At 41.9% G+C, this 22,447-nt stretch carries 20 protein-coding genes, 4 tRNA genes and 1 pseudogene; 3 read left to right on the forward strand and 22 right to left on the reverse strand.

Annotated features, from left to right (window positions below; all coding sequences use genetic code 11):
• The 19 genes and pseudogenes from FTU75_RS12440 to FTU75_RS12530 all read right to left on the reverse strand — a co-directional run.
• A partial coding sequence (locus tag FTU75_RS12440) for an elongation factor Tu (RefSeq protein WP_180116091.1) occupies positions 1–718 on the reverse strand: 718 nt, incomplete at its 3' end.
• A 155-nt stretch (positions 719–873) separates the two neighbouring features.
• Positions 874–948, reverse strand: a tRNA-Thr gene (locus FTU75_RS12445).
• 23 nt (positions 949–971) lie between these two features.
• Positions 972–1,047, reverse strand: a tRNA-Gly gene (locus tag FTU75_RS12450).
• 38 nt (positions 1,048–1,085) lie between these two features.
• Positions 1,086–1,169, reverse strand: a tRNA-Tyr gene (locus tag FTU75_RS12455).
• A 54-nt stretch (positions 1,170–1,223) separates the two neighbouring features.
• Positions 1,224–1,299, reverse strand: a tRNA-Thr gene (locus FTU75_RS12460).
• A gap of 98 nt (positions 1,300–1,397) precedes the next feature.
• The gene (gene trpE, locus FTU75_RS12465; RefSeq protein ID WP_180024951.1) at positions 1,398–2,891 is read right to left on the reverse strand and encodes an anthranilate synthase component I; all 1,494 of its coding nucleotides are present in this window, start codon (positions 2,889–2,891) and stop codon (positions 1,398–1,400) included.
• Positions 2,892–3,008: 117 nt separating this feature from the next.
• Complete coding sequence (gph, locus tag FTU75_RS12470; protein WP_180116092.1) at positions 3,009–3,677, reverse strand: phosphoglycolate phosphatase; 669 nt, start codon at positions 3,675–3,677, stop codon at positions 3,009–3,011.
• Positions 3,678–3,754: 77 nt separating this feature from the next.
• On the reverse strand, positions 3,755–4,504 hold the full coding sequence (locus tag FTU75_RS12475; RefSeq protein ID WP_180024947.1) for an FHA domain-containing protein: 750 nt from the start codon (positions 4,502–4,504) through the stop codon (positions 3,755–3,757).
• Positions 4,505–4,581: 77 nt separating this feature from the next.
• On the reverse strand, positions 4,582–6,813 hold the full coding sequence (gspD, locus tag FTU75_RS12480) for a type II secretion system secretin GspD (RefSeq protein ID WP_180116093.1): 2,232 nt from the start codon (positions 6,811–6,813) through the stop codon (positions 4,582–4,584).
• Between the two features lie 42 nt (positions 6,814–6,855).
• A complete protein-coding gene (locus tag FTU75_RS12485; RefSeq protein WP_180067030.1) occupies positions 6,856–7,722 on the reverse strand; it encodes a type II secretion system protein N in 867 nt (288 codons plus the stop codon).
• Positions 7,722–8,465, reverse strand: coding sequence for a type II secretion system protein N (gspN, locus tag FTU75_RS12490; protein WP_180092862.1), 744 nt, complete (start codon positions 8,463–8,465; stop codon positions 7,722–7,724). The genes FTU75_RS12485 and gspN overlap by 1 nt, the downstream gene beginning before the upstream one ends.
• A gap of 167 nt (positions 8,466–8,632) precedes the next feature.
• A complete protein-coding gene (locus FTU75_RS12495; protein WP_078190459.1) occupies positions 8,633–8,959 on the reverse strand; it encodes an H-NS family nucleoid-associated regulatory protein in 327 nt (108 codons plus the stop codon).
• 142 nt (positions 8,960–9,101) lie between these two features.
• On the reverse strand, positions 9,102–9,533 hold the full coding sequence (locus tag FTU75_RS12500) for a thioesterase family protein (RefSeq protein WP_180050746.1): 432 nt from the start codon (positions 9,531–9,533) through the stop codon (positions 9,102–9,104).
• 9 nt (positions 9,534–9,542) lie between these two features.
• Positions 9,543–10,736, reverse strand: coding sequence for a heme biosynthesis protein HemY (locus FTU75_RS12505; protein WP_180116094.1), 1,194 nt, complete (start codon positions 10,734–10,736; stop codon positions 9,543–9,545).
• A 6-nt stretch (positions 10,737–10,742) separates the two neighbouring features.
• Complete coding sequence (locus tag FTU75_RS12510; protein WP_180116095.1) at positions 10,743–11,585, reverse strand: hypothetical protein; 843 nt, start codon at positions 11,583–11,585, stop codon at positions 10,743–10,745.
• Positions 11,582–12,361: a uroporphyrinogen-III synthase gene (locus FTU75_RS12515; RefSeq protein ID WP_180116096.1), complete on the reverse strand. Its 780-nt coding sequence runs from the start codon at positions 12,359–12,361 to the stop codon at positions 11,582–11,584. The genes FTU75_RS12510 and FTU75_RS12515 overlap by 4 nt, the downstream gene beginning before the upstream one ends.
• 3 nt (positions 12,362–12,364) lie before the next feature.
• Positions 12,365–13,282, reverse strand: coding sequence for a hydroxymethylbilane synthase (gene hemC / locus FTU75_RS12520; RefSeq protein ID WP_180116097.1), 918 nt, complete (start codon positions 13,280–13,282; stop codon positions 12,365–12,367).
• A 95-nt stretch (positions 13,283–13,377) separates the two neighbouring features.
• The gene (locus FTU75_RS12525; RefSeq protein ID WP_078190465.1) at positions 13,378–14,118 is read right to left on the reverse strand and encodes a LytTR family DNA-binding domain-containing protein; all 741 of its coding nucleotides are present in this window, start codon (positions 14,116–14,118) and stop codon (positions 13,378–13,380) included.
• 53 nt (positions 14,119–14,171) lie between these two features.
• Positions 14,172–15,325 (reverse strand): annotated as a pseudogene (locus FTU75_RS12530) (sensor histidine kinase).
• On the opposite strand from FTU75_RS12530, the gene argH reads away from it, so the two are divergent.
• Both argH and FTU75_RS12540 read left to right on the forward strand, forming a co-directional pair.
• Positions 15,316–16,746: an argininosuccinate lyase gene (gene argH, locus FTU75_RS12535; protein ID WP_171319324.1), complete on the forward strand. Its 1,431-nt coding sequence runs from the start codon at positions 15,316–15,318 to the stop codon at positions 16,744–16,746. The pseudogene FTU75_RS12530 and the gene argH sit on opposite strands and share 10 nt — an antisense overlap.
• 27 nt (positions 16,747–16,773) lie before the next feature.
• Entirely contained in the window at positions 16,774–17,046 is a 273-nt protein-coding gene (locus FTU75_RS12540) for an oxidative damage protection protein (protein WP_078193129.1), read from the forward strand.
• A gap of 748 nt (positions 17,047–17,794) precedes the next feature.
• On the opposite strand, the gene pgsA is transcribed toward FTU75_RS12540, so the two are convergent.
• The 3 genes from pgsA to uvrC form a co-directional block, all read right to left on the reverse strand.
• Entirely contained in the window at positions 17,795–18,382 is a 588-nt protein-coding gene (gene pgsA, locus FTU75_RS12545; protein ID WP_078190467.1) for a CDP-diacylglycerol--glycerol-3-phosphate 3-phosphatidyltransferase, read from the reverse strand.
• A gap of 104 nt (positions 18,383–18,486) precedes the next feature.
• Positions 18,487–19,281, reverse strand: a complete 795-nt coding sequence (locus tag FTU75_RS12550; RefSeq protein WP_180116197.1) for a thioesterase family protein — start codon at positions 19,279–19,281, stop codon at positions 18,487–18,489.
• 136 nt (positions 19,282–19,417) lie between these two features.
• A complete protein-coding gene (gene uvrC, locus FTU75_RS12555) occupies positions 19,418–21,217 on the reverse strand; it encodes an excinuclease ABC subunit UvrC (protein ID WP_180116099.1) in 1,800 nt (599 codons plus the stop codon).
• Between the two features lie 178 nt (positions 21,218–21,395).
• On the opposite strand from uvrC, the gene FTU75_RS12560 reads away from it, so the two are divergent.
• The gene (locus FTU75_RS12560; protein ID WP_180116100.1) at positions 21,396–22,442 is read left to right on the forward strand and encodes an AAA family ATPase; all 1,047 of its coding nucleotides are present in this window, start codon (positions 21,396–21,398) and stop codon (positions 22,440–22,442) included.
• Positions 22,443–22,447: the final 5 nt, after the last annotated feature.

Raw genomic sequence — 22,447 nt, forward strand, 5'->3', positions numbered from 1 at the left:
TCACGATACCAGTTTCAACACGGCCAGTTACTACTGTACCACGACCTGAAATTGAGAATACGTCTTCGATTGGCATAAGGAATGCTTGGTCGATAGCACGTTCTGGTTCTGGGATGTAAGAGTCAAGAGCTTCAACAAGAGCAACTACAGCATCTTCGCCGTATTGACCAGCTTCACCATTAAGCGCTGCAAGAGCAGAACCACGGATTACTGGAGTGTCGTCGCCTGGGAAGTCATAAGTAGAAAGAAGTTCACGAACTTCCATTTCTACTAATTCAATTAATTCTTCGTCGTCTACGATATCGCATTTGTTTAGGAATACAACGATATAAGGTACACCTACCTGACGAGAAAGGAGGATGTGTTCACGAGTTTGTGGCATTGGACCATCAGTCGCCGAACAAACAAGGATCGCACCATCCATTTGCGCAGCACCAGTAATCATGTTTTTAACATAATCGGCGTGACCTGGGCAGTCTACGTGAGCGTAGTGACGGATTGGAGAATCGTATTCTACGTGTGAAGTATTAATTGTAATACCACGTGCTTTTTCTTCTGGTGCAGAGTCGATTGCAGCGTAATCTTTCGCTTCACCACCGAATTTTTTTGCACACACAGTTGCAATCGCAGCTGTTAAAGTCGTTTTACCATGGTCAACGTGACCGATTGTGCCCACGTTAACGTGCGGCTTATTACGTTCAAACTTAGCCTTAGCCATGCTTTTCTTCCTCGTTTACGTCGAACACAATTCTGAGTAAAACCCAGCTCCGACATATCGCCTAAAAAAAATAAACACCCAATACTTGAAAAGCAGACTAAAAAGCCTGCTTCTGGAATCTTGCGCAACATCTAAAGTTGCTAAACTGTAAAATCTGGAGCTCTTATCGAGATTTGAACTCGAGACCTCTCCCTTACCAAGGGAGTGCTCTACCACTGAGCTATAAGAGCAAATATAAGCACTTCAATAGATATGGAGCGGGAGACGAGGGTCGAACTCGCGACATGTAGCTTGGAAGGCTACCGCTCTACCAACTGAGCTACTCCCGCACGATGTTGGTACAAACCACTTATTGAAGTCTTAAAATTGGTGGTGAGGGAAGGATTCGAACCTTCGAAACTTTCGTAGCGGAGTTACAGTCCGCCCCCTTTGACCGCTCGGGAACCTCACCATTTTACACTTACTTCAGTGTTGTTCTCTCTACTCACTCTCAAACTTTCTAAGATGGTGCCGGCACACGGATTCGAACTGTGGACCTACTGATTACAAGTCAGTTGCTCTACCAACTGAGCTATGCCGGCGTTTCTTAGTGTTTCGTACGTTTCGTATCGGAACGGTGTGCAGTTTAGCAAATCTTGAAATCCTTGCAAGTGTTTTTTCTAAAAAAAACGTGAAAAACTCATAAAATCAATCCATTTGATGATAATTCAACCGCTTTGATCACTGCGCGAGCTTTTATTTGGGTTTCATTCCACTCTGATTCAGGATTTGAGTCGTACACCACCCCTGCTCCAGCTTGAACATAGACCTTATTTTCACGAATTACACAGGTACGAATCGCAATCGACATGTCCATTTCGCCATGCCAGCCTAAATAACCAACAGCACCACCAAAAATTCCACGTTTTACTGGTTCAACTTCGTCAATAATTTCCATAGCACGGATTTTTGGTGCGCCTGAAAGCGTACCCGCAGGGAATGTTGCCTTAAAAACATCCAAAGCATCGATATCATCACGTACTTCACCTTGCACATTTGACACAATGTGCATGACATGCGAATAACGTTCGATCACCATTTGATCAGTCACGTGAACTTTACCGATTTTAGAAACGCGTCCAACATCATTTCGCCCCAAATCGATCAACATCAAATGCTCTGCAATTTCTTTTTCATCAGATAGCAAATCTTTTTCTAGCGCTAAATCTTCTTCTTTTGTTTTACCCCGTGGTCGCGTTCCCGCCAAAGGACGAACTGTTGCCACACCATTTTCTAAACGAGACAAAATTTCAGGTGATGAACCAACAATATGAAAAGGAATGTCATTTTCTAGTGTCTGCCCTTGCACCAAGAACAAATATGGCGATGGATTGAGGTGACGTAGTGCACGATAGACCTGTAAAGGCTCACCATCAAAATCGGATACCATACGATGACCTGGCACAACCTGCATCACATCACCTGCTTTAATGTACTCTTTTACTTTTGCAATAGAGTCAATAAAGTTATCGTGTCCAGTGATGGATTCAAACTGTGGTGCAGTATGCTTATTTGCTTTGAGTGCAATTGGGGTTGCCAAAAGTTCTTCTAGCTCATCCAATTGTTGCTGCGCCTTGGTATAGGCCTCAGCATCATTTACATCGGCATGCACAATTAAGAATAAGGTATCCTTAAGGTTATCAAAGACGATGACGGTTTTTGATAGCATCATCCAAATATCCGGAATCCCGACCGGGTCAGCTTCTGGAACGTTATTGAGCTTTGGTTCGATATAACGTACAGCATCATAACCAAAGTATCCAACCAATCCACCGGTAAAGCTCGGCAACGCTGGCAAATCTTGCTGTGTAGGCACTTTATATTGTGCTTGGAAGTCACGAATGTATTGAAACGGGTCATCACATTGTTGTTTTTCAACCGAGCCATCAGCATGTTGAACGGTCAACTGCCCTTCATTACACGAAAATACGGTCGACTCGCCCAAGCCAATAATGGAGTAACGCGCCCAGTTTTCGCCACCCTCTACAGATTCAAATAAATAGGCTTGTTTATGTTGTTTTAATCGCGCAAAGACAGAAAGTGGAGTTTCTGTATCTGCCAAGCGCTGACGATATACGGGAATCAAGTTATATCCAGCAGTTTTCAGTTGTTCAAATTGAGTTTGTGTAGTCATTTGGGTTTCTCTATATTTCGCGTAGTCAATTTCAGTTAATTTCTTCTCATGCTGATTGAGTGACGCCATCGAAATACTACACACTTGCTCATTTTCACTTCCTTAACCCTACTTATTTCAACCCAATAATTCTTTTAAGTTATCAACCACGTGCTGCGGCTGACACTCTCGAATATTTTCACCATGATTATAGCCATAGCTGACCACAATACAATCAATACCCGCACGACGTGCTGCCTCTACATCATTGACAGAATCACCCACCATCAAAATTTGCTGTTTCGGCAAGGCATAATGCTCCGCACAATACTCTAGCTGCTTGGGATGTGGTTTACGCTCTTCAAAACGATCTCCGCCAATCACATCATCAAAGTATTCATGCATACCTAGTGCCTGCACAATACTGCGTGCCGGTTGCTCTGGTTTATTGGTCACACAAATCAGAATTTTCTCTTCTGCTTTTGCCCAATCCAAGAACGATAGAATGCCGTCAAAGGGCTGCGTCAAAACACAAGGATCGGCATTGTAAATCTTTAGAAAAGTTTCCAGTAAAAGATGGTGCTGTGCGGCATCCACCTTCCCGGTCAAGTATTCAAGTACGCTATGACAAAACAATGAAGTTCCTTTCCCAATCCAGTTTCGCACCTGCGCTTCTGTGACCAACGGTAATTGCAACGCATTTAAACTCATATTCATCGCGCGATGTAAGTCAGATGCTGAATCGACTAGCGTTCCATCCAGATCAAATAAAATCATTTGGCGTTCTGCTAAACGAACTTCAAACATAATGTCCCTCTATTTTTTTGTAAATTTTCCCCATAAAAAAGGCATGCCCATGCATGCCTTTTGAGGAATGTCTCGGTTTATTTAAACAAGACCCATGCAATAATTGCAAGAATGATTAAAACAATGACTGAGATTAAGCCCACAGAGGCATTTTTTTGCGCTTCACGCTCTTGCTCTACACATGTCGCTGGAATTTCTACATCACATGCTTCATTTTTCGGAACAGCAGTTACGTCAATTCCCTCAGGAATTGGTGCAGGTTTAGGCACACCTACATTGGTCGGCATACCATCACGAGTCAATTGAACCGAGCCATCTCGCTCTTTCAACTCTGGCATACCTTGATCATTCATTTGTTGTGCTGCGGTTTTAACAACAGGCTCTTGTGCCTTAGTTTCAGACGTGTTTGCTACAGACTCTTGTGCCACAGTTTCAGAAACTGCAACAGCTTCAGACGGCTGCTGAACAGGTGTAATTTCTTCTGTTTGCAACGCTTCAACGCTTTGTTCAATATCCGCTGGGATCTGAACAGCTTTAGCTGGAGCCAATAAACTAAACTTCACACTGGCAAACTGTACAATATCACCTTCTTTTAAAAGTGATTCACCAGTCAAACGGACATCATTAATAAACGTCCCATTGGATGAATTAAGATCTTGCAACCAGAGTGCCTGATCTTTCAGTACAAAGGCAGCATGTTTACGCGATACATCAGATTCTTGCAAAACAATATCTGCTTGTTGATGGCGACCCACCAACATATCACGCTCAATACTAATTTCTTGTCCTGTTAAATCACCAGAAATTGCTTGAATTTTCCAAGTCATGAAGTTAATTCTCTATTGCTCGTTTTTTTCATCATAGCATGCTGTGGTTTCAAAGCTAAACCACCCTGCTGTCTCACCTAAGGCGTGCCCGCCACTTTGCCATTCGGTACGGTAATGGTTTCGCGCTTCACCGCAGGCTCAATGGCGACTGGCGTGGAGACCACTGCCGCTGGCTGTGTCGTTTGCGGTGCTGTCGGTACCGTCTTATACACAGGGGCTGGTGCTGTACCCTTTGAAACAGGTATGCGCTGTTGATACACATCGTCCACATTTTCAGGTAATTTCGCAAAATTACCGTCATTATCCAGTGCCAGTTGCAGACTATAGAGCTGACTGTAACGCTGCTGAGACATTTTCTTCACATCAGCAGAATTTCCAACAATGGTCGGATGAATAAAGATCAGCAAATTGCGTTTACTGTTGGATTTTCCTTCCGAGCTAAAGAGTTTGCCCAGTACAGGAATAGCCCCCAACCCAGGAACCGATTGGCGTCCATGCAATGTATTGTCCGAGATCAACCCCCCCAACACAATCGTTTGACCATGCTCTGCCAAGATCGAGGTTTTGATCGCGCGTTTAGTCGTAACCAAATCCGACGCTTGGCCTTTATTGTCTTTTACATCAGAAACTTCTTGCTCTACCTCTAAACGCACAGAGCCGCCGTCGCCAATATGCGGCACAACTTTCAAAGTAACACCGACATCTTTACGCTCAATCGATGTATATGGATTGGCTGTACCACCATTGGTGGTGACAGAACCTGTCACAAATGGAACGTTCTCACCCACCACAATATAGGCTTCTTCGTTATCCATCGTCACAATAGACGGTGTAGATAATAAATTGGATTTGGTTTTTTCTTTTAGGGCCTGAATCATCGCACCATAGAGTTTGCGTGAACCATCACTGCCTTCACGATAATCACCAAGGACCAAAGAAGTACCGGCACTCACCGCGCTACCTGCACCCGCAGCGCCGCCAGTTAAATATCCTGCGGCAATATTTTTTAAACTCGAACCAAAGTTATCAAAGTTAATTAAGCCGATACCACTACTGATATCACCCAACGCCCATTGCACACCGAGTTGATCGGTATCCGTGCCTTCGACTTCAATAATCGCCGCTTCGATCAGCACTTGCTGACGACGAATATCGAGCTGTTGAATCGCAGATTCAATTTCACGCATGAGCTGCGGATCTGCTTTCACAATCAGTGCATTTTGTGTGGTATCGGCAATAATACTGACGCCATTGGCATTAAAACTTGAAATACCGTTTTGCGTATTATTGGAAGAGTTATTGCTGTTGAGGTTAATACCTGAACTGGTGTTATTTTGTGAACTGAATGACTGTGAATTTGAACTGTTATTATCATTCATTAAGCTGTTCATCGTGCTGCTATTTGAGCTATTCGATGAATTCGTACTCGAAACGGCCTGCCCCGTGACCAAGCCTTGTAAGATTTCCGACAAGTTTTTGGCACTTGCATACTTTAGACGAAAAACTTTCAATCCACCCAATCGATCTGCCGCAGGCACATCTAAGGTTTCAATAATTTTACGAATACGCTTACGTGTCGCTGTATCACCTTTAATGATAATACGATTGGTTCGATTGTCCGCAATAATACGAATTCGTGACCCTTTCGGGTCTTTTGATGCGCCGGTCGAACTCATCGACTCTAACAGCCCAATCATTTCTTCGGCCTGACTCGATTGCAGCGTCACTGCTTCGATATCATTTTGACCCGTTCCATCTAAATTACGAATAATCGTTTCGAGCTGGTAAATATTACTAGCACGGTCTGAGACGATCAGCGCATTGGTCCCTGCCACTGCCGACAAATGTGCAAATTGTGGCATTAAGGGACGTAGGGCTGGAATTAAGTCATTCGCATTGGTGTTATCGAGCCAAATTACTCGGGTGACAATTTGGTCTCCAGACGCACGGTGGCGCGCATCATAAGGAATGCCCGAGCTTTTTACATTACTGTCTGGAACCAGTTTAATGGTGTTGCCCGATGGAATTGCCACTACACCATTCACATTCAACACACCGAGAAACAGGTCATAGACTTCATTTTTATTTAAAGGCTTATTGGAAATAACCGTTACATTTCCTCGTACCCGTGGATCAACTGCAAAATTTTTCCCCGTGATATCTGCGACTTCATTAATGAATGCCGTAAGATCTGCATCACGTAAATTGATTTTCCAAGTTTGTGCATAACTTGCTGTGCTGACCATAGCAACCAAGGGCACCATGGCATAGGCAGCTAAAGTTGAACGGTTATTATTAAATAAAGCCATATACGCCTGTGTTTCCTAACCCTATAAAGTGATGAGACATCACTAAAAATCCTGTTGTATGGTCATCACTTGATCACCACGTTTGACTTCAAGTTTCACCTGCCCTTCACGGCGGGCTTGTTCTAATAATTGCGCCTCAGATTGTCCTGCACCGACCGCCTGCCCATTTAAAGACATGATGCGGTCACCCGGCTGCAAACCCAATTTATTTCTTAAGGCTGCAGGTGTTCGATTTGAAACTTCAAACCCACCATTAACTGATGGATTTACCCCCATTTCCTGCATATATTGTTCACGATTTTCAGTCATGCGTTGTACGGCCTGACCAATCGCGGACTGCGTTGTGCTTTGCCCTAAATTTGCAGGATCAGTTGTATTTTGCATGCTGTTATTCTGCAAAGATCCGCCTGATGTTGCATTGGCTGTAGGGACAATCGGTTGATCTAATCCGTTTTCAATACCTTGGAACGCCAATTCACGCCGTGCACCATTACCCTGCGTTAAAATCACCTTATCCCAATAAACTTCAGCCAGTTGATATGATGAACCTTGAATGGTTTCTCCAACCAAGTAGCGATCTGAACTCTCATTGACCTTAATCACTGCTGACGAGTAGCGACTTGGCTGTCCCACCACCACACCTTGCAATACCATATTTAACTGCGCGTCAGCTGCTGAACTACGATTTTCCTGAAACAAGGCAAAAGAGCTAATATTAGGAACTTGCGTTTGCTGTGAACCCAATTCAACTCGGTCTAACTGCATGGCTTGTGGCGGTGCAATCAATAACCAAAATAAAGCGGCTAACTTCCAGCACAGGTACAAAATTATTAAAGCCAAGACCACAGGTGCAAGTCGATCTGTTTGCTTCCAATTGATCTCGCGGATTTTTTCGAAATAGTCAGCCATCAGTTCACCCCACTCAATAGGGGTTGACGCGAACTAATCACATACGTATCTAATCCGGCCTTACCTTCATAGGAAGCAACATTCATCAAAAAGCGCTGGGTTAATTGCACATCCAACATGAGGTCTGGCTCAAGTGACAAATTCATCATTTTTTGTTCACGTTGATCTCGAACATCAATCGATAATTTGCCATTATCATCTTTTAATTGGGCCAACATGGCAGGCACATTCATTGACTCTTGACGCTGTGCAAAGCTAAAGGATAAATCCCCGCCTGCCCACTGCATCTCACCTGATGACTGACTAAATCCCTGTTGTGGCTTATATTTAAACTGCACGTCATTTAATTGAATGGCATTCGTTGGCCATTGCCAATCGGCAAAACTTTTTAAGGTTTCAGGAGCAATTTGACCCTCTAAGTTTTTAATACTAATACTTTTACCAAAACCATAGCCCATCACACCTTGTAGTTTGGTATTGCCACTATGAATCTCAACATTTGCACCCAAGCGCAATAAGATCAAGTCCCACGGGCGTGTGCTCCAGTTTAACGAGCCTTTCAAATTTCCTCGTGTCCAATCTGCTTGCCCGTGCCAAATATTGCCACTGACGTTATGTAGCATTTGGTTATTTTTATAAAATTTTGTAATGAGCCAAGCTGCAGGTACTTGCAGCATAACGAAAATTAAAAAACTGATCGCAGCAAAAATGAGCCACCGAATATTATTAGTTTTATTGATCATCCCACCACAACCGATCCATCAATTTTTTTCCATCATTTAAACATTTTTCTTTATAGACACATTATGCATACTTTTTCTTCATAGCCAATTCAAAGAGATAAAAAAACCAGGCATTTGCCTGGTTTAATTATCCTGAACTCAAGATATGACGATTTCATGAATTATTCTTAAATTAAGAAATCTTCTAGTTTCGCGCCTTTTTCCAACTCAGCCACTAACCAACGTGGTTGCTTACCACGACCAGTCCAAGTGTCATCTGCATTGGTTTTGCTACGGTAACGTGGCTCAACCGCTTTACGAGTTGATTTTTTACGTTTGCTTGAACCAAATTCAAGGATTTGTTCAACGCTTAAATCTAAATTTTCTGCAATTTCAACAATACGGTTGTACGCATCTTCAATCGCTTGATCTTTTTTAGATGCAATCAGTGCTTCAGCTTCTACTTGAAGCTTCTTTAACTCTTCAACTGATAAATTACTAATATCAGGCATAATCTTTAACTCCGAAATTTCATTTTAATAATGCTTATGAAAACTCGCTCATAATATTATAATAAAATTTTTATTCAATAAATAATTTTCATTTTACTACAATATTTTAACACGACTCCTTAAAATATATAAAGTTAAATTGTATTTAAATATTATTTCCCACTGAAATCTCTAAAGCTTTTATTTTGGTCTTTATACTTTCTGGAATTGAAGTTTTTTGTAGGGTAGTTTTATCCACGCACACAATAACTGCATCGCCTGTTGCAACGATTTTTTGTTGCTTTTCACTCCATAATATATAACTCATACGAAATGCACTATTCCTTAATTCTTCAACGCGCGTTGCCACTTTTAAAATATCAGGATAAATCACGGGGCTTAAATATTTACACTGGCTTGAAGCCACAACCGTAACCACAGACTGATCAAATATATCCAACTGGTCTAAATAACCAATCCGCGCACTTTCCATATAACGATAATAATGCACGTTATTTACATGCCCAAAAGCATCCATATCCCCCCAAGCGACGTGTTGAGTATGAACCAATGAATATTGAGCTAAATCTTCTTGCATATAATGTCCTTATATTCGAATTTCCATAAAATTGGCATTATTTTCAAATATTAAATTTAATTGTTTGATCAAGTCATCCTGCTGATTTAAAGCTGACTTGATGCGTAAATAACTCATTAATACATCATCTGGATATAATTCTAACAATGCATCTGCTTCAGCTTGGCGTGCTGTCGCTTGGTAAATATTCCATTTTGCAAAACTAAAAACAGGCAGCGCAGGATACTTTTCTTCCCAACGTCGAATCTGCTGTTCTACAGCCACATAGTCAGGGTTTTGCTTCAGCATTTTTTGCTGGAACCACAAAAAGAACACTTCTTTGTTAAATTGCTGTTCCAGCAAATGAATAGCCAATTGCTCATGTTCCTGACTCATCTCTGGCATACGAGACAAGACTTTCAACCATAGCACTTTGACCGCATATTTACGCTCTGTAATTTGATCTTGCAGATCCAAATAACGCTGCTTTAAATGCTGTAAGTCATCGACATCAGCTTGATCAAATGCAGATAATAATTGTTCCAACCAAGCTTGTTTTGTCAGCTCATCTAAATGTCCATAACGTGTCGAACGCAAATACAACCAAGGAAACTGCAACGCAAACATGCCCCATAGCGTGGTTAGGCGCTGCTCATAGGCACTACTGACTTTTTGCAACCATGGCGATAGTTCATGTTGATTTAAAAATTCAAGATGCGTTAAAGCCTTTTCACCCTCTTGTTGAGATAAATAAATTTCAATCCGTTGCAATTCTGCAAGCTCAAAAGCCATTGGATTGGTCTGAGTTAATGCATTTAATGCTGTTTCATATTGTTGCTGAATCCAATATAAACGCGCATCGATCACCCCTTTTAATAATCCAGACTCAGTAAAAGCTTGCTGAATAAAGTTTTTTTGATCTTGCGCAGCATTTAAAAGCCAAATGACAGCCAATTGCTCATAGGGATGTAGTTTATTAAAACTAAAGACCGTTTCAGATTTACGTTGTTCTCGACTTAAATAACGTTTAACCGCATACCAAAACATTTGCACGATCAAACTCAGTAGTGCCAGCAATAATGCTAAAAACCAAATATTAGATTGAACTTGCCATTCACGCCAGTATAAATACACATAGCCTGCACCATGTCCAAAACTCAGCAAACTAATAATGGCAACAACCAATAAGCTAATAAATAAATAGGCCAATAATATATGTTTCATAGTCAATTATCCTATGAGTGCCCGAGTATTTAATAGCGGTACAGAAATAACCGGAATGTCCTTTAATTGTTCTAAACGCTGGCGTATCGGTTTTAATGAAGCATCTGGCAATTGCTGCATAATTTGCATAATTTCAGTAATTTCTTGTTGAAACTGAGGATATTGTCCTTGATTTAAAACTTGCTGAGCCAAAATTAAACGTAACTGCATTTCTTTTAATACTAAGCTACGCTGCATTAATACGGGACTTGGTTGTTCGACTGATTCGACTTGAATCCATTTTTGCCAAAAAGAAAGACCTTTTTGCTGCTCTATTGAACTGTATGGCTTTAATATTTCTTTTTCTAACAATTGATCGATCGATTGCAGAGTATTTTTCACTTTATCAGATTGCAACTGACGCTCTGTCACATATTGCTTTAAGGTCTCACGGTCTTTTTGAATCACCTGATGCAAACTCATGCGCAATGCAGGTGCCAAGCTCAACTGGTCTAATTGTTGATCTAATTGGTTTAATTTTTCCAAAGCAACAGCAAATTGTTGTTGCTGCATGGCAAATTCAACCAAATCAAGTTGCTGACCCACCACAATCATTGGCTCAATACTATGGGTCGCCTCAGCAGTAATCGAAGCATTCGATGTCGTTGCAGCCGACATCTCGGTCGCTGTGCCGTTCAACTGGCGTTTCAAAGCCACGACCTGATCATTCAAACCTGCATTGCGCTGTTGCAATAAAGTTTGTTGTTGCATCAGTTCGGTTTGTTGAGCATTGACCTGAAACAAATCAAAACTGAGTTTAGCCAACCAAAGTACGGCGACAATGACCACAACGACAAACAACTTCTTCATGTATTTCCCTGCACGACTTGCACATGCTGCAATATGTGTGTCGCGTTTAAATCTTCGAGTTGAATAATTTTAAAATCTTTGTTCAGTGTTATACGACTTTGCTCAAGTAGCTCGAACAACCTTACACCTAAAACTAAAAAATGTGCATGGCGCAGTACTGATAAATGCGACTGAATCAGGTCAAGCCAATTGAGCCAACTGGCCTCACTGGTGATCAACATACAATATGGAGATGACAACTGATGTTCAGAAATGAGTGTTTTTACTTTTTGAATGGTCTCTTCCGGTAGATGCCGTTCATATAGCACAAAATTGAGAACCTGAATGCCACGTGCTAGCAACTGCTGCATCATAAATTGACGACCACCTTCACCGCGCCAAAACGCAACACAAGCCCCGGCCTCTAATTGTTCTACATGGCTTAAGGTGAGCATTCCCTCCGAGGTTTCTACCTGCGGTACGACACTGTGAATGCCATAATCAGCCAGCTTTGCTGCAGTTGCATCACCGACTGCAACCCATTGAATATGTTCGAGCTGATCAAGTGAAATGCCTGCCTTACGCAAACCTTGCATTCCAAAGGTAACCGCAGATGGGCTCACCACAACCAATACATCCGCAGCACTCAACTGAGCGTAGCACGCTGCCAATACTTCTGACCATGCCCGTGGCTTGAGCTCAAGTAATGGAAGCTCAGCCACAGCAACACCCGCAGAGCGCAGCGTCAAGCTAAGCTGCGTTGCACGATCTGTCGGACGTGTATTGATAAAAAGCATGTATTAATACAGTGCCTTTAAAATTTCACCTGCACCTTGAGCTAACAAGTCTTGTGCCAATTTGACACCGAGCTGTTCAGCCTGTTCGGGAAGACCTACTTGCTTTGCTTTCAACAAGGTTTGACCGTCAACACTACCGACACGACCTTCCAAATGAATCTGACCATTTTCTAAGGTTGCATAACCTGCAATCGGTACTTGGCAGCCACCTTCTAGATATGCATTAAATGCACGTTCTGCGCGTACACAGGCATTGGTCTCTGTATGCATTAAGGGCAAAATTAAATCCAATACAGTTTGATCTTGGCTACGACATTCTAGGCCCAATGCACCTTGTCCAACTGCAGGTAAACTCACAACAGGCTTAAGAGTATGACGAATACGCTCTGCTAAACCCAGACGCTTCAACCCTGCACTCGCCAAAATAATCGCATCATAGTTACCCGCATCGAGTTTAGATAAACGCGTACCCACATTGCCACGCAGATCAATAATCTCAAGATCAGGACGTTGTTTTAAAATTTGGCATTTGCGGCGCAAGCTCGATGTCCCAACCTTCGCACCTTGTGGTAAATCATCAAAACTGTTATAGGTATTTGAAACGAAAGCATCTAATGGGTCTTCACGCTCACAAATCACGGCCAAGCTTAAACCTTCAGGCAATGCCATCGGCACATCTTTCATCGAATGAACTGCTAAGTCTGCACGACCATCCAACAACGCCGCTTCTAATTCTTTTACAAATAATCCTTTTCCCCCAATTTTGGCTAAAGGGGTATCTAGAATCTTGTCACCTTGAGTCACAAAGGTCACCAACTCAACTTTCAAATTTGCATGAAGTGCTTCTAAGCGTGCACGAATATGTTCCGCCTGCCAAAGTGCAAGCGGGCTTTGTCGAGTTGCGATCTTAAGGATATTCATAAATTTTTAAATACAGTCTATAGGGCTATTATTCTAAACTTAACTTGCTCAGTTGAAAATGCAAGCTTAATTCGCAATGTGCTTTGACCCTTGCCCTATAATTTTTGTATTCGCTCACGTAAATTCGGTAAATGTCGACGGCTGACCGCCAAACGTTCTTCTAAATCTCGACAACGCACCTGATATTGCCCTGAGCTTACGACTTCTAAACCATCTAAAAAGCTCACAGACACCAAGGCATTACGATGGATGCGTATAAAGCGATCACCAAATTCATGCTCTAAATCTTTCAGCGTTTCATCAATGAGTACGCTGCCATTTTTGTGCCGAACAGTGACATATTTCTGATCTGCAAGAAAATAGTAAATATTTTCCACAGGTACCAACTCTACACCACGATAGGTCTTTGCCGCGATTTGATGGCGGCTGATTTTAATTTCGTCCATATTTTCTTTTTGTTTTATCGTGCTCAATTGAGCTTGGGTTAATTTAGTTAAATGATCTAAAACCTGCTGCAATTCCTGTTGCATAACTGGTTTTAGTAAATATCCCTCTGCATTCGATTTAAATGCATCAAGTGCATGATGATCATATGCAGTACAAAAAATAATAGCAGGCATGGGGTCTAATTCACGCAACAATTTCGCGCAAGTCAACCCATCCATTTCAGGCATTTGAATATCTAGTAAGATGACATCAGGCTCGAGGCTTTGAGCCAAGTCAATCGCTTGTTGACCATGTGAGGCTTTCGCAACCACTTGATGTCCAAGTTGAGTGACTAAACGTGACAATCGCTCTACTGCTAGAGGCTCATCATCACAGATTAGGATGTCCATTTCTCCTCCTTATCTCGTTAACGTCATTTATTTTTATTGGTCAACTGAGATTTCTATTTATATTGATATTGCACCACAGTCGTATACATTCCCTCGCCTGCGTAGGTTTGAAAAGTGACATGCTGACCATAATATGCCTCAAGTCTCTGTTTCACGTTTTCGATGGCAATACCATTCCCCTGACGTAATTTAATTGTATCCTGTGTATAGGGATTTGTAATAACGATATTAATTTGATTTTGTAATATTTCAATCAATATATTTATCGTACTCTTTGTCAAAATCTTTTCAACTCCATGAAAAATACTATTTTCTAATAAAGGTTGTAAAGTTAATAGTGGAATTTGTACTTGAGCGTATTGTTCAATACCTTCTAGTTTCCACTCCACCTTAAGCCGATCACCTAAACGCATTTGTTCAATGGCCAAATAACGCTGACACAGATCGATCTCATCTTTGAGACTTACCAACTTCAATTCTTGAAAACTTGCACGGAACAATCGAGATAAATTCAGTAGCATTTGCTCCGCTTTATCTGGGTCAATCGCAATCAAGCTAATCACATTGTTTAAGCTATTAAATAAAAAATGTGGATGAATCCGAGCTTGCATAGCCTGAATGCGTGAGTTTAATTCACTATGATGTTGTCGACCCCACTGTTCTCTTAAATATAAATATCGAAAACAAAATGCCCCAAGTAATACCCCATAGCTCAGATTTAAAACCACACCAGCAGTTAAAACGTCTGCACTCAAACCAGCTAAACTGAAATTTTCACCAAAATAGATCAAAACATTTAAAGTTATGGTGGTGAATAACACCAAAGCTTGCAATAAAACAAACCCGCTAAACATGAGCATTTTCATGCTTAAACCACGCGTCTTAGTCTGCAAAAGCTCTGAAAATGCAGCAAATGCCAATAAAATCCAGTTAATAAACAACACATGCTGCATGACACTGGAAACACTTAAGGCTTGCCACGAATGAGCTTGTGCCAAAGCCAAGACCAACGCCACAATATTACCCGCAAGAAAAAGCTCCCACAGATAGTGCCAACGGCCCATTTTTCCTGAAAATACAGAAATTGTCATAGACCTAAACCCTGTCTAAAAGTTTGATCAACTTGCCCTTCGGCAACTGGGTTCGAATTTGCTATACTCTTGCTCAGTTCTATGCTTTTTATCTTATTGAGCCGACATGACCACATCTTCTAATTCCTCAAATCCGTCACAAGCCCAAACTTCAGGCATGTGGGGCGGTCGTTTTTCCGAAGCTACTGACGCTTTTGTTGCTGAATTTACAGCATCTGTACAGTTTGACCAACGCTTTTATAAACAAGATATTGCAGGTTCAATTGCACATGCAACCATGCTTGCAAAAGTTGGCGTTCTAACTGAACAAGAGCGTGACGATATTATTAATGGCTTAAACACCATTAAAGCAGAAATTGAAGCGGGTAACTTCGAATGGCGCATTGACCTAGAAGATGTGCACATGAATATTGAGTCACGCTTGACTCAACGTATCGGTATTACAGGTAAAAAACTACACACCGGTCGTAGTCGTAATGACCAAGTTGCAACCGATATCCGTCTGTATGTTCGCGACGAAATCGATGCGATTTTAGAATTATTGAAAAAATTACAAAAAGGCATCCTAGGCTTAGCGGCGAAAAATACCAATACCATCATGCCGGGCTTCACGCATTTACAAACTGCACAACCAGTGACTTTTGGTCACCATTTAATGGCATGGTTTGAAATGTTAGTACGTGATTCAGAGCGTTTAATTGACTGCCGTAAACGTACCAACCGTATGCCTTTAGGTTCTGCTGCACTTGCAGGAACAACTTACCCGATCGACCGCGCATTCACTGCAGAATTACTAGGTTTTGAAGCTGTCGCTGAAAACTCTTTAGACGCCGTATCTGACCGTGATTTTGGTATTGAATTCAATGCGGCAGCATCACTCATCATGATGCATTTATCACGCATGTCAGAAGAAATGATTCTTTGGACATCGGCTCAGTTCAAATTTGTGAACATTCCTGACCGTTTCTGCACTGGCTCTTCAATCATGCCGCAAAAGAAAAACCCAGACGTTCCTGAGTTGATTCGTGGTAAAACTGGCCGTGTATATGGTGACTTGATGAGCCTATTGACCCTAATGAAAGGTCAACCTTTGGCATACAACAAAGACAACCAAGAAGATAAAGAACCACTATTCGATGCAATTGATACTGTTCGTGGCTCACTCATGGCATTTGCCGACATGATCCCTGCACTAGTGCCAAACATTGACATCATGCGTGAAGCAGCGCTGCGTGGCTTCTCAACTGCAACTGACCTTGCCGACTACCTGGTTAAAAATGGCGTGGCATTCCGTGATGCACATGAGATTGTGGGTAAAGCAGTTGCTCTCGGTGTTCAAGAAGGCAAAGACCTTTCAGAATTAACCCTTGAGCAACTTCAACAGTTCTCTGACTTGATTCAAGCGGATGTCTTCGAAAAAGCTTTAACACTCGAAGCATCTGTCAATGCACGTAACCACATTGGTGGTACTGCACCTGCTCAAGTTGAAGCAGCAATTGAACGCGCGCATGCACGTTTAGAAAAACTTTACGCATAACTTTTTCAAGTTAAATGGAGTATTGATATGTCTCGACAAGTTTTTTGCCGTAAATATCAGGCTGAAATGGAAGGTTTAGACTTTGCACCATTCCCGGGTGCAAAGGGACAAGAATTGTTTGATACGGTATCTAAACAAGCTTGGCAAGAATGGCTAAAACACCAAACTACGTTGATCAATGAAAAACGTTTAAACGTGTTTGAAGCTGACGCGAAAAAGTTCCTTGAAGAGCAACGTGAAAAATTCTTCAGCAATGATGAATCTTTAGAAAAAGCCGAAGGCCTAAAGCCTGAGGCGTGATAAAGCGGAGCACTGCTCCGCCACGCCGCAAGACAAGCAGCTATGCTGTGCGTAGGCTTTAATTGAAAAGAATCTCCAATCTTGGGGATTCTTTTTTATTGCTCTAAAAATTACGCAAGACAAGCGAAGCGCTTAGCTTCAAATGTCATGAAGGAGCCTAAAAAGGCTCTTTTTTTGTGCTTCGGAGCACTGCTATTTTCGCAAAACCAAGATGACGTCTGTGTAAGCTTTCATTCAGAAATGGTCTTCATCATTGCTGAAATATCTTTTATGCATTGATCAATTTTATTTAAACTTAAATAAATGAATTTATTATTTAAATAACGTTAAATGTATTTTTATCATCACATATATCGATTTTCATTGTTTAAATCCAAACAAAACCTACCAAAGTTATCGGCCAATTTGTATCAAAAATTCTTAATGTAAATTTGTGATACATTTCTCAATAAAACACAACATTACACTACAAGAAACTCCATGTATTTCTAAAATGGCTTTCCTATAATAGTAATCAAGGAGATGGAAACATCTTCCATAATAGCGATAAGTAACCCCGATTTTCCTTCCCAGATTTCCCCCAAAATCTGGGAATTTTTTTATCCAAAATTTGCGCTAACGTCTCACATTTAACTTCAAGCTCTAATCAAATGAAGCGCTGTTCAATCTAGTCAAACCCTCAATTTTTTTCTAAAAGCTCGGCAATAAAAAAGCCCCGATAACGGAGCTTTTAATAACTTACTTTAAATCAAGGTTGCTTTAAATACGGCCATGCGGCTTTTAAATAAATAAACATCGACCATAACGTTAAAACTACGGCTGTATAGAGCAATCCATACGCCAACATTTCTAACGGTTGCCAATTTAGCAAGAATACTGAAATCGCAATCATCTGAAATGCTGTTTTATATTTACCAACGGTTGAAACCGCAACACTTGTACGCGCGCCTAATTCAGCCATCCATTCACGAAGCGCAGACACCGTGATTTCACGAGAAATAATCACAATCGCTGCAAAGGCCATCGAAATGGTCGGTTGCCATTGCACCAAAACGATCAACGCTGTTGCAACCATCAATTTATCTGCAACAGGATCGAGAAAACGTCCAAATGCTGAAGTTTGATTTAAACTTCTTGCAAGGTAACCATCAAACCAGTCAGTGACAGCTGCGATCACAAAAATAGCGGTCAGCAATATATGACGTGACATGCTTGCAGCATGCTCACCCACGCCCATTGCAGGTGGCCAGTACGCCACCAACAAAAACACAGGAATTAAAGCAATTCGTGCCAATGTTAAAATATTAGGAATATTCAGGATTCGACCTGTTGTCATAGACACCCCAGTTTTCCCCTCATGCACGATGAAAATGCAGAATAATTTAAGGATTTATCCATCGTTAGTTGCACTCACTTTATACGAAATGCCCCGCAGTGTCACTAGGCAAACACCGTAACAGTCTGTCGCGCAATCGCAATCAACTGGTCATTTTCATCCCATAAATGAGCATATTCTGTAGCGTATCCATCCGCTGCATAATCGGTAAATACTTTATATTTAAACCAATTATGTAAGTTTGATTGCAAGGGATGTACATAGGTCAATGTCCACGTTAAAGAACTCGCAGGTGCCATGGTTTTGTACATAGGCAGTACACCGGGCGGCCACATATCCATCGAGACCATTAGGTCAGCAACAGTCATCTTACGGTTATCATGGCGTTCTGGATTAAAACGCATCCAACCACTAAAGTCAGGCTTTTTGCTTGCTGTACACGGATACTGCCCATCTACCCAGGCCAAATCCATTTGCTGAAAACACTGGGGTGCAAGTGGATGATGTTCCGCGATCTTTAAGCTGCTCACTTTTGGGAAGTCGGGTGCTTGACGCTCCTGATTGACGGCAATGCTTGATTCACGTGGAACACCAAAACTCGCCAATAAAATGCTTTGTACAACATCATCTTGCCAAAGTCGAACTTCGATGGTGGTGACGGATTTGCCCTGTCTTAAAATTTCAGCACTTAAACGCACGGGCGCCAATTGTACTGGCCCAACAAAGGTCACATTACAACTGAGTAAACGTCGCTGCGGATCGGCAATGGTGGCAACGGCTTTGTGCATCATCATGCCAGCCACTAAGCCGCCATAGATCGTACGCCCTTGCAACCATCCTTCTGGAATCTCAACCCATTCATTGTGTTCAATATGTTGATACAACTGTGCGAGTGACATCATCATCCCTGACCATATTTTTGATTTTTATATCATTGTATAAAAATCGAATGATGTGAATGATCAGTGACTCATGCGTCAATGAGCATTTTGGCAAATTAAGACTTGATGCGTCATCGATTGGGCTTAGTTCGCGCTATTCATGCAGGATTTTATAAATGGTGCGCGCCATCACATCGCCTAATCCCGGTACAAGTTTTAAATCATTTTCCGAAGCTTTGAGTACCCCCTGAATGCCACCAAAATGGGTCAACAGATCCCGACGACGTTTTGGCCCTAAGCCCGGGATCACCTCAAGTACCGAAGAGCCGCGCTTTTTATCTCGTTTCGCTCGGTGTTTGGTAATGGCAAAGCGGTGGGCTTCATCACGAACCTGTTGAATCAAATGCAGGGCTTTATGGTCTTCGGGCAATTGGATTTTTTCACCATCGGTAAAGTGCAATGTTTCCAGACCAGGTTTACGCCCCTCACCTTTGGACACCCCGACCATAAAGGCATCGAGCTCGAGCTCCTGCATGACTTCCATCGCCATGTGTAATTGACCTTTACCCCCGTCAATTAATAGCAAATCGGGTAGCATATGCTTTTTATAGCGGCGGGTCAGCGCTTGACGCATGGCAGCATAATCATCGCCTTCGGTAATGTCATTTATGGAAAATTGTCGATAGTCGCGCTTTCTTGCACCGCCAGCATCAAAGACCACACAAGACGCGATAGTTGCCTCACCCATAGTGTGAGAAATATCAAAACACTCAATACTGTCAATCGGCCGCCCAACGACTTGCTCTAACTGATGAAAGCGCTCATTCAATTCAAAATGATCAGCCAATTTACCTTTAATGGCGTGTTGCACATTCATTTGTGCAAGCTCTTGCCACTCTGCACGGGTTTCACGCACTTTATGTTTGATTTGAATTTTTTTATCAAAGTGCTGATGTAGTGCATCTTCCATGTCTTTGCGATCTGGAATATCGACATTGATGATGAGTTCAGTTGGAATCTCATCTGCAACTTGAAAGTAGAAATTGGCAATGAAGTCCGAGAGCATTTGACCTAGATCATCACCCTGCATATCAGGGAAATAACTCTTTCCGCCGAGCATTTTGCCATTGCGCACATGCATGATTTGCACACAGGTCACACCGGCTTGATAAGCAATGGCAATGATATCAGCCTCACCTTTGACTTTATAAATCGCTTGCTGAGTTTGCACATCACGCAGCAGCGCCATACGATCACGATAAAACACCGCCTTTTCAAACTCGAGTGCTTCGGCCGCAGCTTCCATTTTCCCAATCAGCTCTTGATTAAGCTCTTTGGTGTCGCCTTGTAAAAACCGAATCGAGTTATTGACATCTTCTTTGTAATCTTCGGGTGAGATCAAACCCACACAAGGCGCGGAACAGCGTTTAATTTGGTATTGCAAGCATGGTCGTTTGCGCTGCGAAAAATAGCTATTTTCACACTGACGCACATTAAACAGTTTTTGCAGCACCACCAAAGTGTCACGCGCGTTATAAGCACTCGGATAAGGCCCGAAAAACTTACCGGCCTGATGCTTCGCTTTGCCTCGCCCTGCGGCAATTCGTGGATAGGGTTTATCGGCTGAAATAAAGATATAAACATAAGACTTATCATCACGCAGCATGATGTTATACGGTGGACGATGCAGCTTAATCAGGTTTTGTTCGAGCAATAGGGCTTCCGTTTCAGAACGCACCACCAAGGTTCCAATATCATAAATACGGGCGACCAAGGCTTGCGTCTTGGGATGCTCAATGGTTTTCACAAAATAACTCGACACACGATTTTTTAAATTCTTTGCTTTACCCACATACAGCAACTCACCGTCTTTACCCAGCATGCGGTAAACACCGGGTAGAGTCGTCATATTGGCAAGAATTTTTTCAATATGTTCGCGTGCGTTTTCGTTCACTTTTGCCTTGTTCCGTCTTCGATATTGCTCTTTGACATGATGTGATGCTTTTACCTACATTTTCAAGCAATCCCGCAAATTTATTGTTGCTCATAGCAATGATCTGATTGCTAAAAGCTATTAATGCAAAATTCTAAATTTGCTATGCTCAAAACATCACGCTTTAGGAACATGATGCATGACGAACGCCAATCCCGCCATCCATGTCGTACACCCGACAACTTCGACGCATAGCACTGCTGAAAAAAACCGTTTGATGGGTAAGCCGCGTTTTCATTTTGAACCGCATGACGTTATGCAACGCCTAAAGCAACGGATCATTGGACAAGAAGCAGCATTAGACGAAATTGAAAAAATGCTGCATGTGGTCAAGGCTGATTTTTCCAGTCCTGAACGACCGCTCTCCGTAACCTTAATGCTTGGACCGACAGGTGTTGGTAAAACCGAAACTGTGCGTTTAATCAGTGAAGTGATTTATGGCCGACCTGATGCCTTTTGCCGTATTGATATGAACACGCTCGCACAGGAACATTATGCGGCTGCCATTACTGGTGCGCCTCCGGGCTATGTCGGTTCTAAAGAAGGCCATAGTTTATTTGATGAAGTTTCCATTGCAGGTAGTCATACCCGACCGGGCATCGTGCTTTTTGATGAACTGGAAAAAGCGTCAACCGAAGTGCTTCGCGGCTTAATGAATGTGCTAGATAGCGGAAAATTAACCCTAACCTCAGGTACAAAAACCATCGACTTTCGTAATTGTATGATCTTTATGACCAGCAATGTCGGTGCACAAGCGGCACAGCAATATCTAGATAAGTTAAATTTTTTGCCCGAAAAAATACAAAAGGTTTGTCTCAAGCGCGTGCCGGTCAGCAGCATTATTGAAAAAGTCATGCAACGTAAATTCGACCCTGAATTTATTAACCGTATTGATCGTGTATTGCAATATCAACCCGTTCAAGATGATGCCTTGCCCCGTTTGGTGGAGATTGAACTGGAAAAACTTAATCAACGCCTACAACATCAAAAACGCAGTATCAAACTTACAGATGCAGCCAAAGCACATTTTTATCAGAACCATGATATTCGTTATGGCGCACGACATTTAGCACGAAAAATACGGGTTGAACTTGAACCTATTGTGGCGGTGTATTTTTTACAATATTCTGAGAAAAATAGTCTCCAATTAGATTTTCAAAATCAAAAATTTATGGTCATCGAATAATTTTT

It is taken from the genome of Acinetobacter sp. YH12140, assembly GCF_013418475.1.
Taxonomy (GTDB): Bacteria; Pseudomonadota; Gammaproteobacteria; order Pseudomonadales; family Moraxellaceae; genus Acinetobacter; species Acinetobacter amyesii.

What these genes read in the sequence shown, in the direction of transcription:
- FTU75_RS12550 (WP_180116197.1), bottom strand. Translation starts at nt 19,281, where the DNA reads ATGTCACTCGCACAGTTGTATCAACATATTGAACACAATGAATGGGTT.
- FTU75_RS12510 (WP_180116095.1), bottom strand. Translation starts at nt 11,585, where the DNA reads ATGAAGAAGTTGTTTGTCGTTGTGGTCATTGTCGCCGTACTTTGGTTG.
- argH (WP_171319324.1), top strand. Translation starts at nt 15,316, where the DNA reads ATGACCACATCTTCTAATTCCTCAAATCCGTCACAAGCCCAAACTTCA.
- FTU75_RS12515 (WP_180116096.1), bottom strand. Translation starts at nt 12,361, where the DNA reads ATGCTTTTTATCAATACACGTCCGACAGATCGTGCAACGCAGCTTAGC.
- FTU75_RS12485 (WP_180067030.1), bottom strand. Translation starts at nt 7,722, where the DNA reads ATGGCTGACTATTTCGAAAAAATCCGCGAGATCAATTGGAAGCAAACA.
- gph (WP_180116092.1), bottom strand. Translation starts at nt 3,677, where the DNA reads ATGTTTGAAGTTCGTTTAGCAGAACGCCAAATGATTTTATTTGATCTG.
- hemC (WP_180116097.1), bottom strand. Translation starts at nt 13,282, where the DNA reads ATGAATATCCTTAAGATCGCAACTCGACAAAGCCCGCTTGCACTTTGG.
- FTU75_RS12560 (WP_180116100.1), top strand. Translation starts at nt 21,396, where the DNA reads ATGACGAACGCCAATCCCGCCATCCATGTCGTACACCCGACAACTTCG.
- gspD (WP_180116093.1), bottom strand. Translation starts at nt 6,813, where the DNA reads ATGGCTTTATTTAATAATAACCGTTCAACTTTAGCTGCCTATGCCATG.
- trpE (WP_180024951.1), bottom strand. Translation starts at nt 2,891, where the DNA reads ATGACTACACAAACTCAATTTGAACAACTGAAAACTGCTGGATATAAC.
- gspN (WP_180092862.1), bottom strand. Translation starts at nt 8,465, where the DNA reads ATGATCAATAAAACTAATAATATTCGGTGGCTCATTTTTGCTGCGATC.
- FTU75_RS12475 (WP_180024947.1), bottom strand. Translation starts at nt 4,504, where the DNA reads ATGACTTGGAAAATTCAAGCAATTTCTGGTGATTTAACAGGACAAGAA.
- FTU75_RS12540 (WP_078193129.1), top strand. Translation starts at nt 16,774, where the DNA reads ATGTCTCGACAAGTTTTTTGCCGTAAATATCAGGCTGAAATGGAAGGT.
- FTU75_RS12525 (WP_078190465.1), bottom strand. Translation starts at nt 14,118, where the DNA reads ATGGACATCCTAATCTGTGATGATGAGCCTCTAGCAGTAGAGCGATTG.
- FTU75_RS12505 (WP_180116094.1), bottom strand. Translation starts at nt 10,736, where the DNA reads ATGAAACATATATTATTGGCCTATTTATTTATTAGCTTATTGGTTGTT.
- FTU75_RS12500 (WP_180050746.1), bottom strand. Translation starts at nt 9,533, where the DNA reads ATGCAAGAAGATTTAGCTCAATATTCATTGGTTCATACTCAACACGTC.
- pgsA (WP_078190467.1), bottom strand. Translation starts at nt 18,382, where the DNA reads ATGACAACAGGTCGAATCCTGAATATTCCTAATATTTTAACATTGGCA.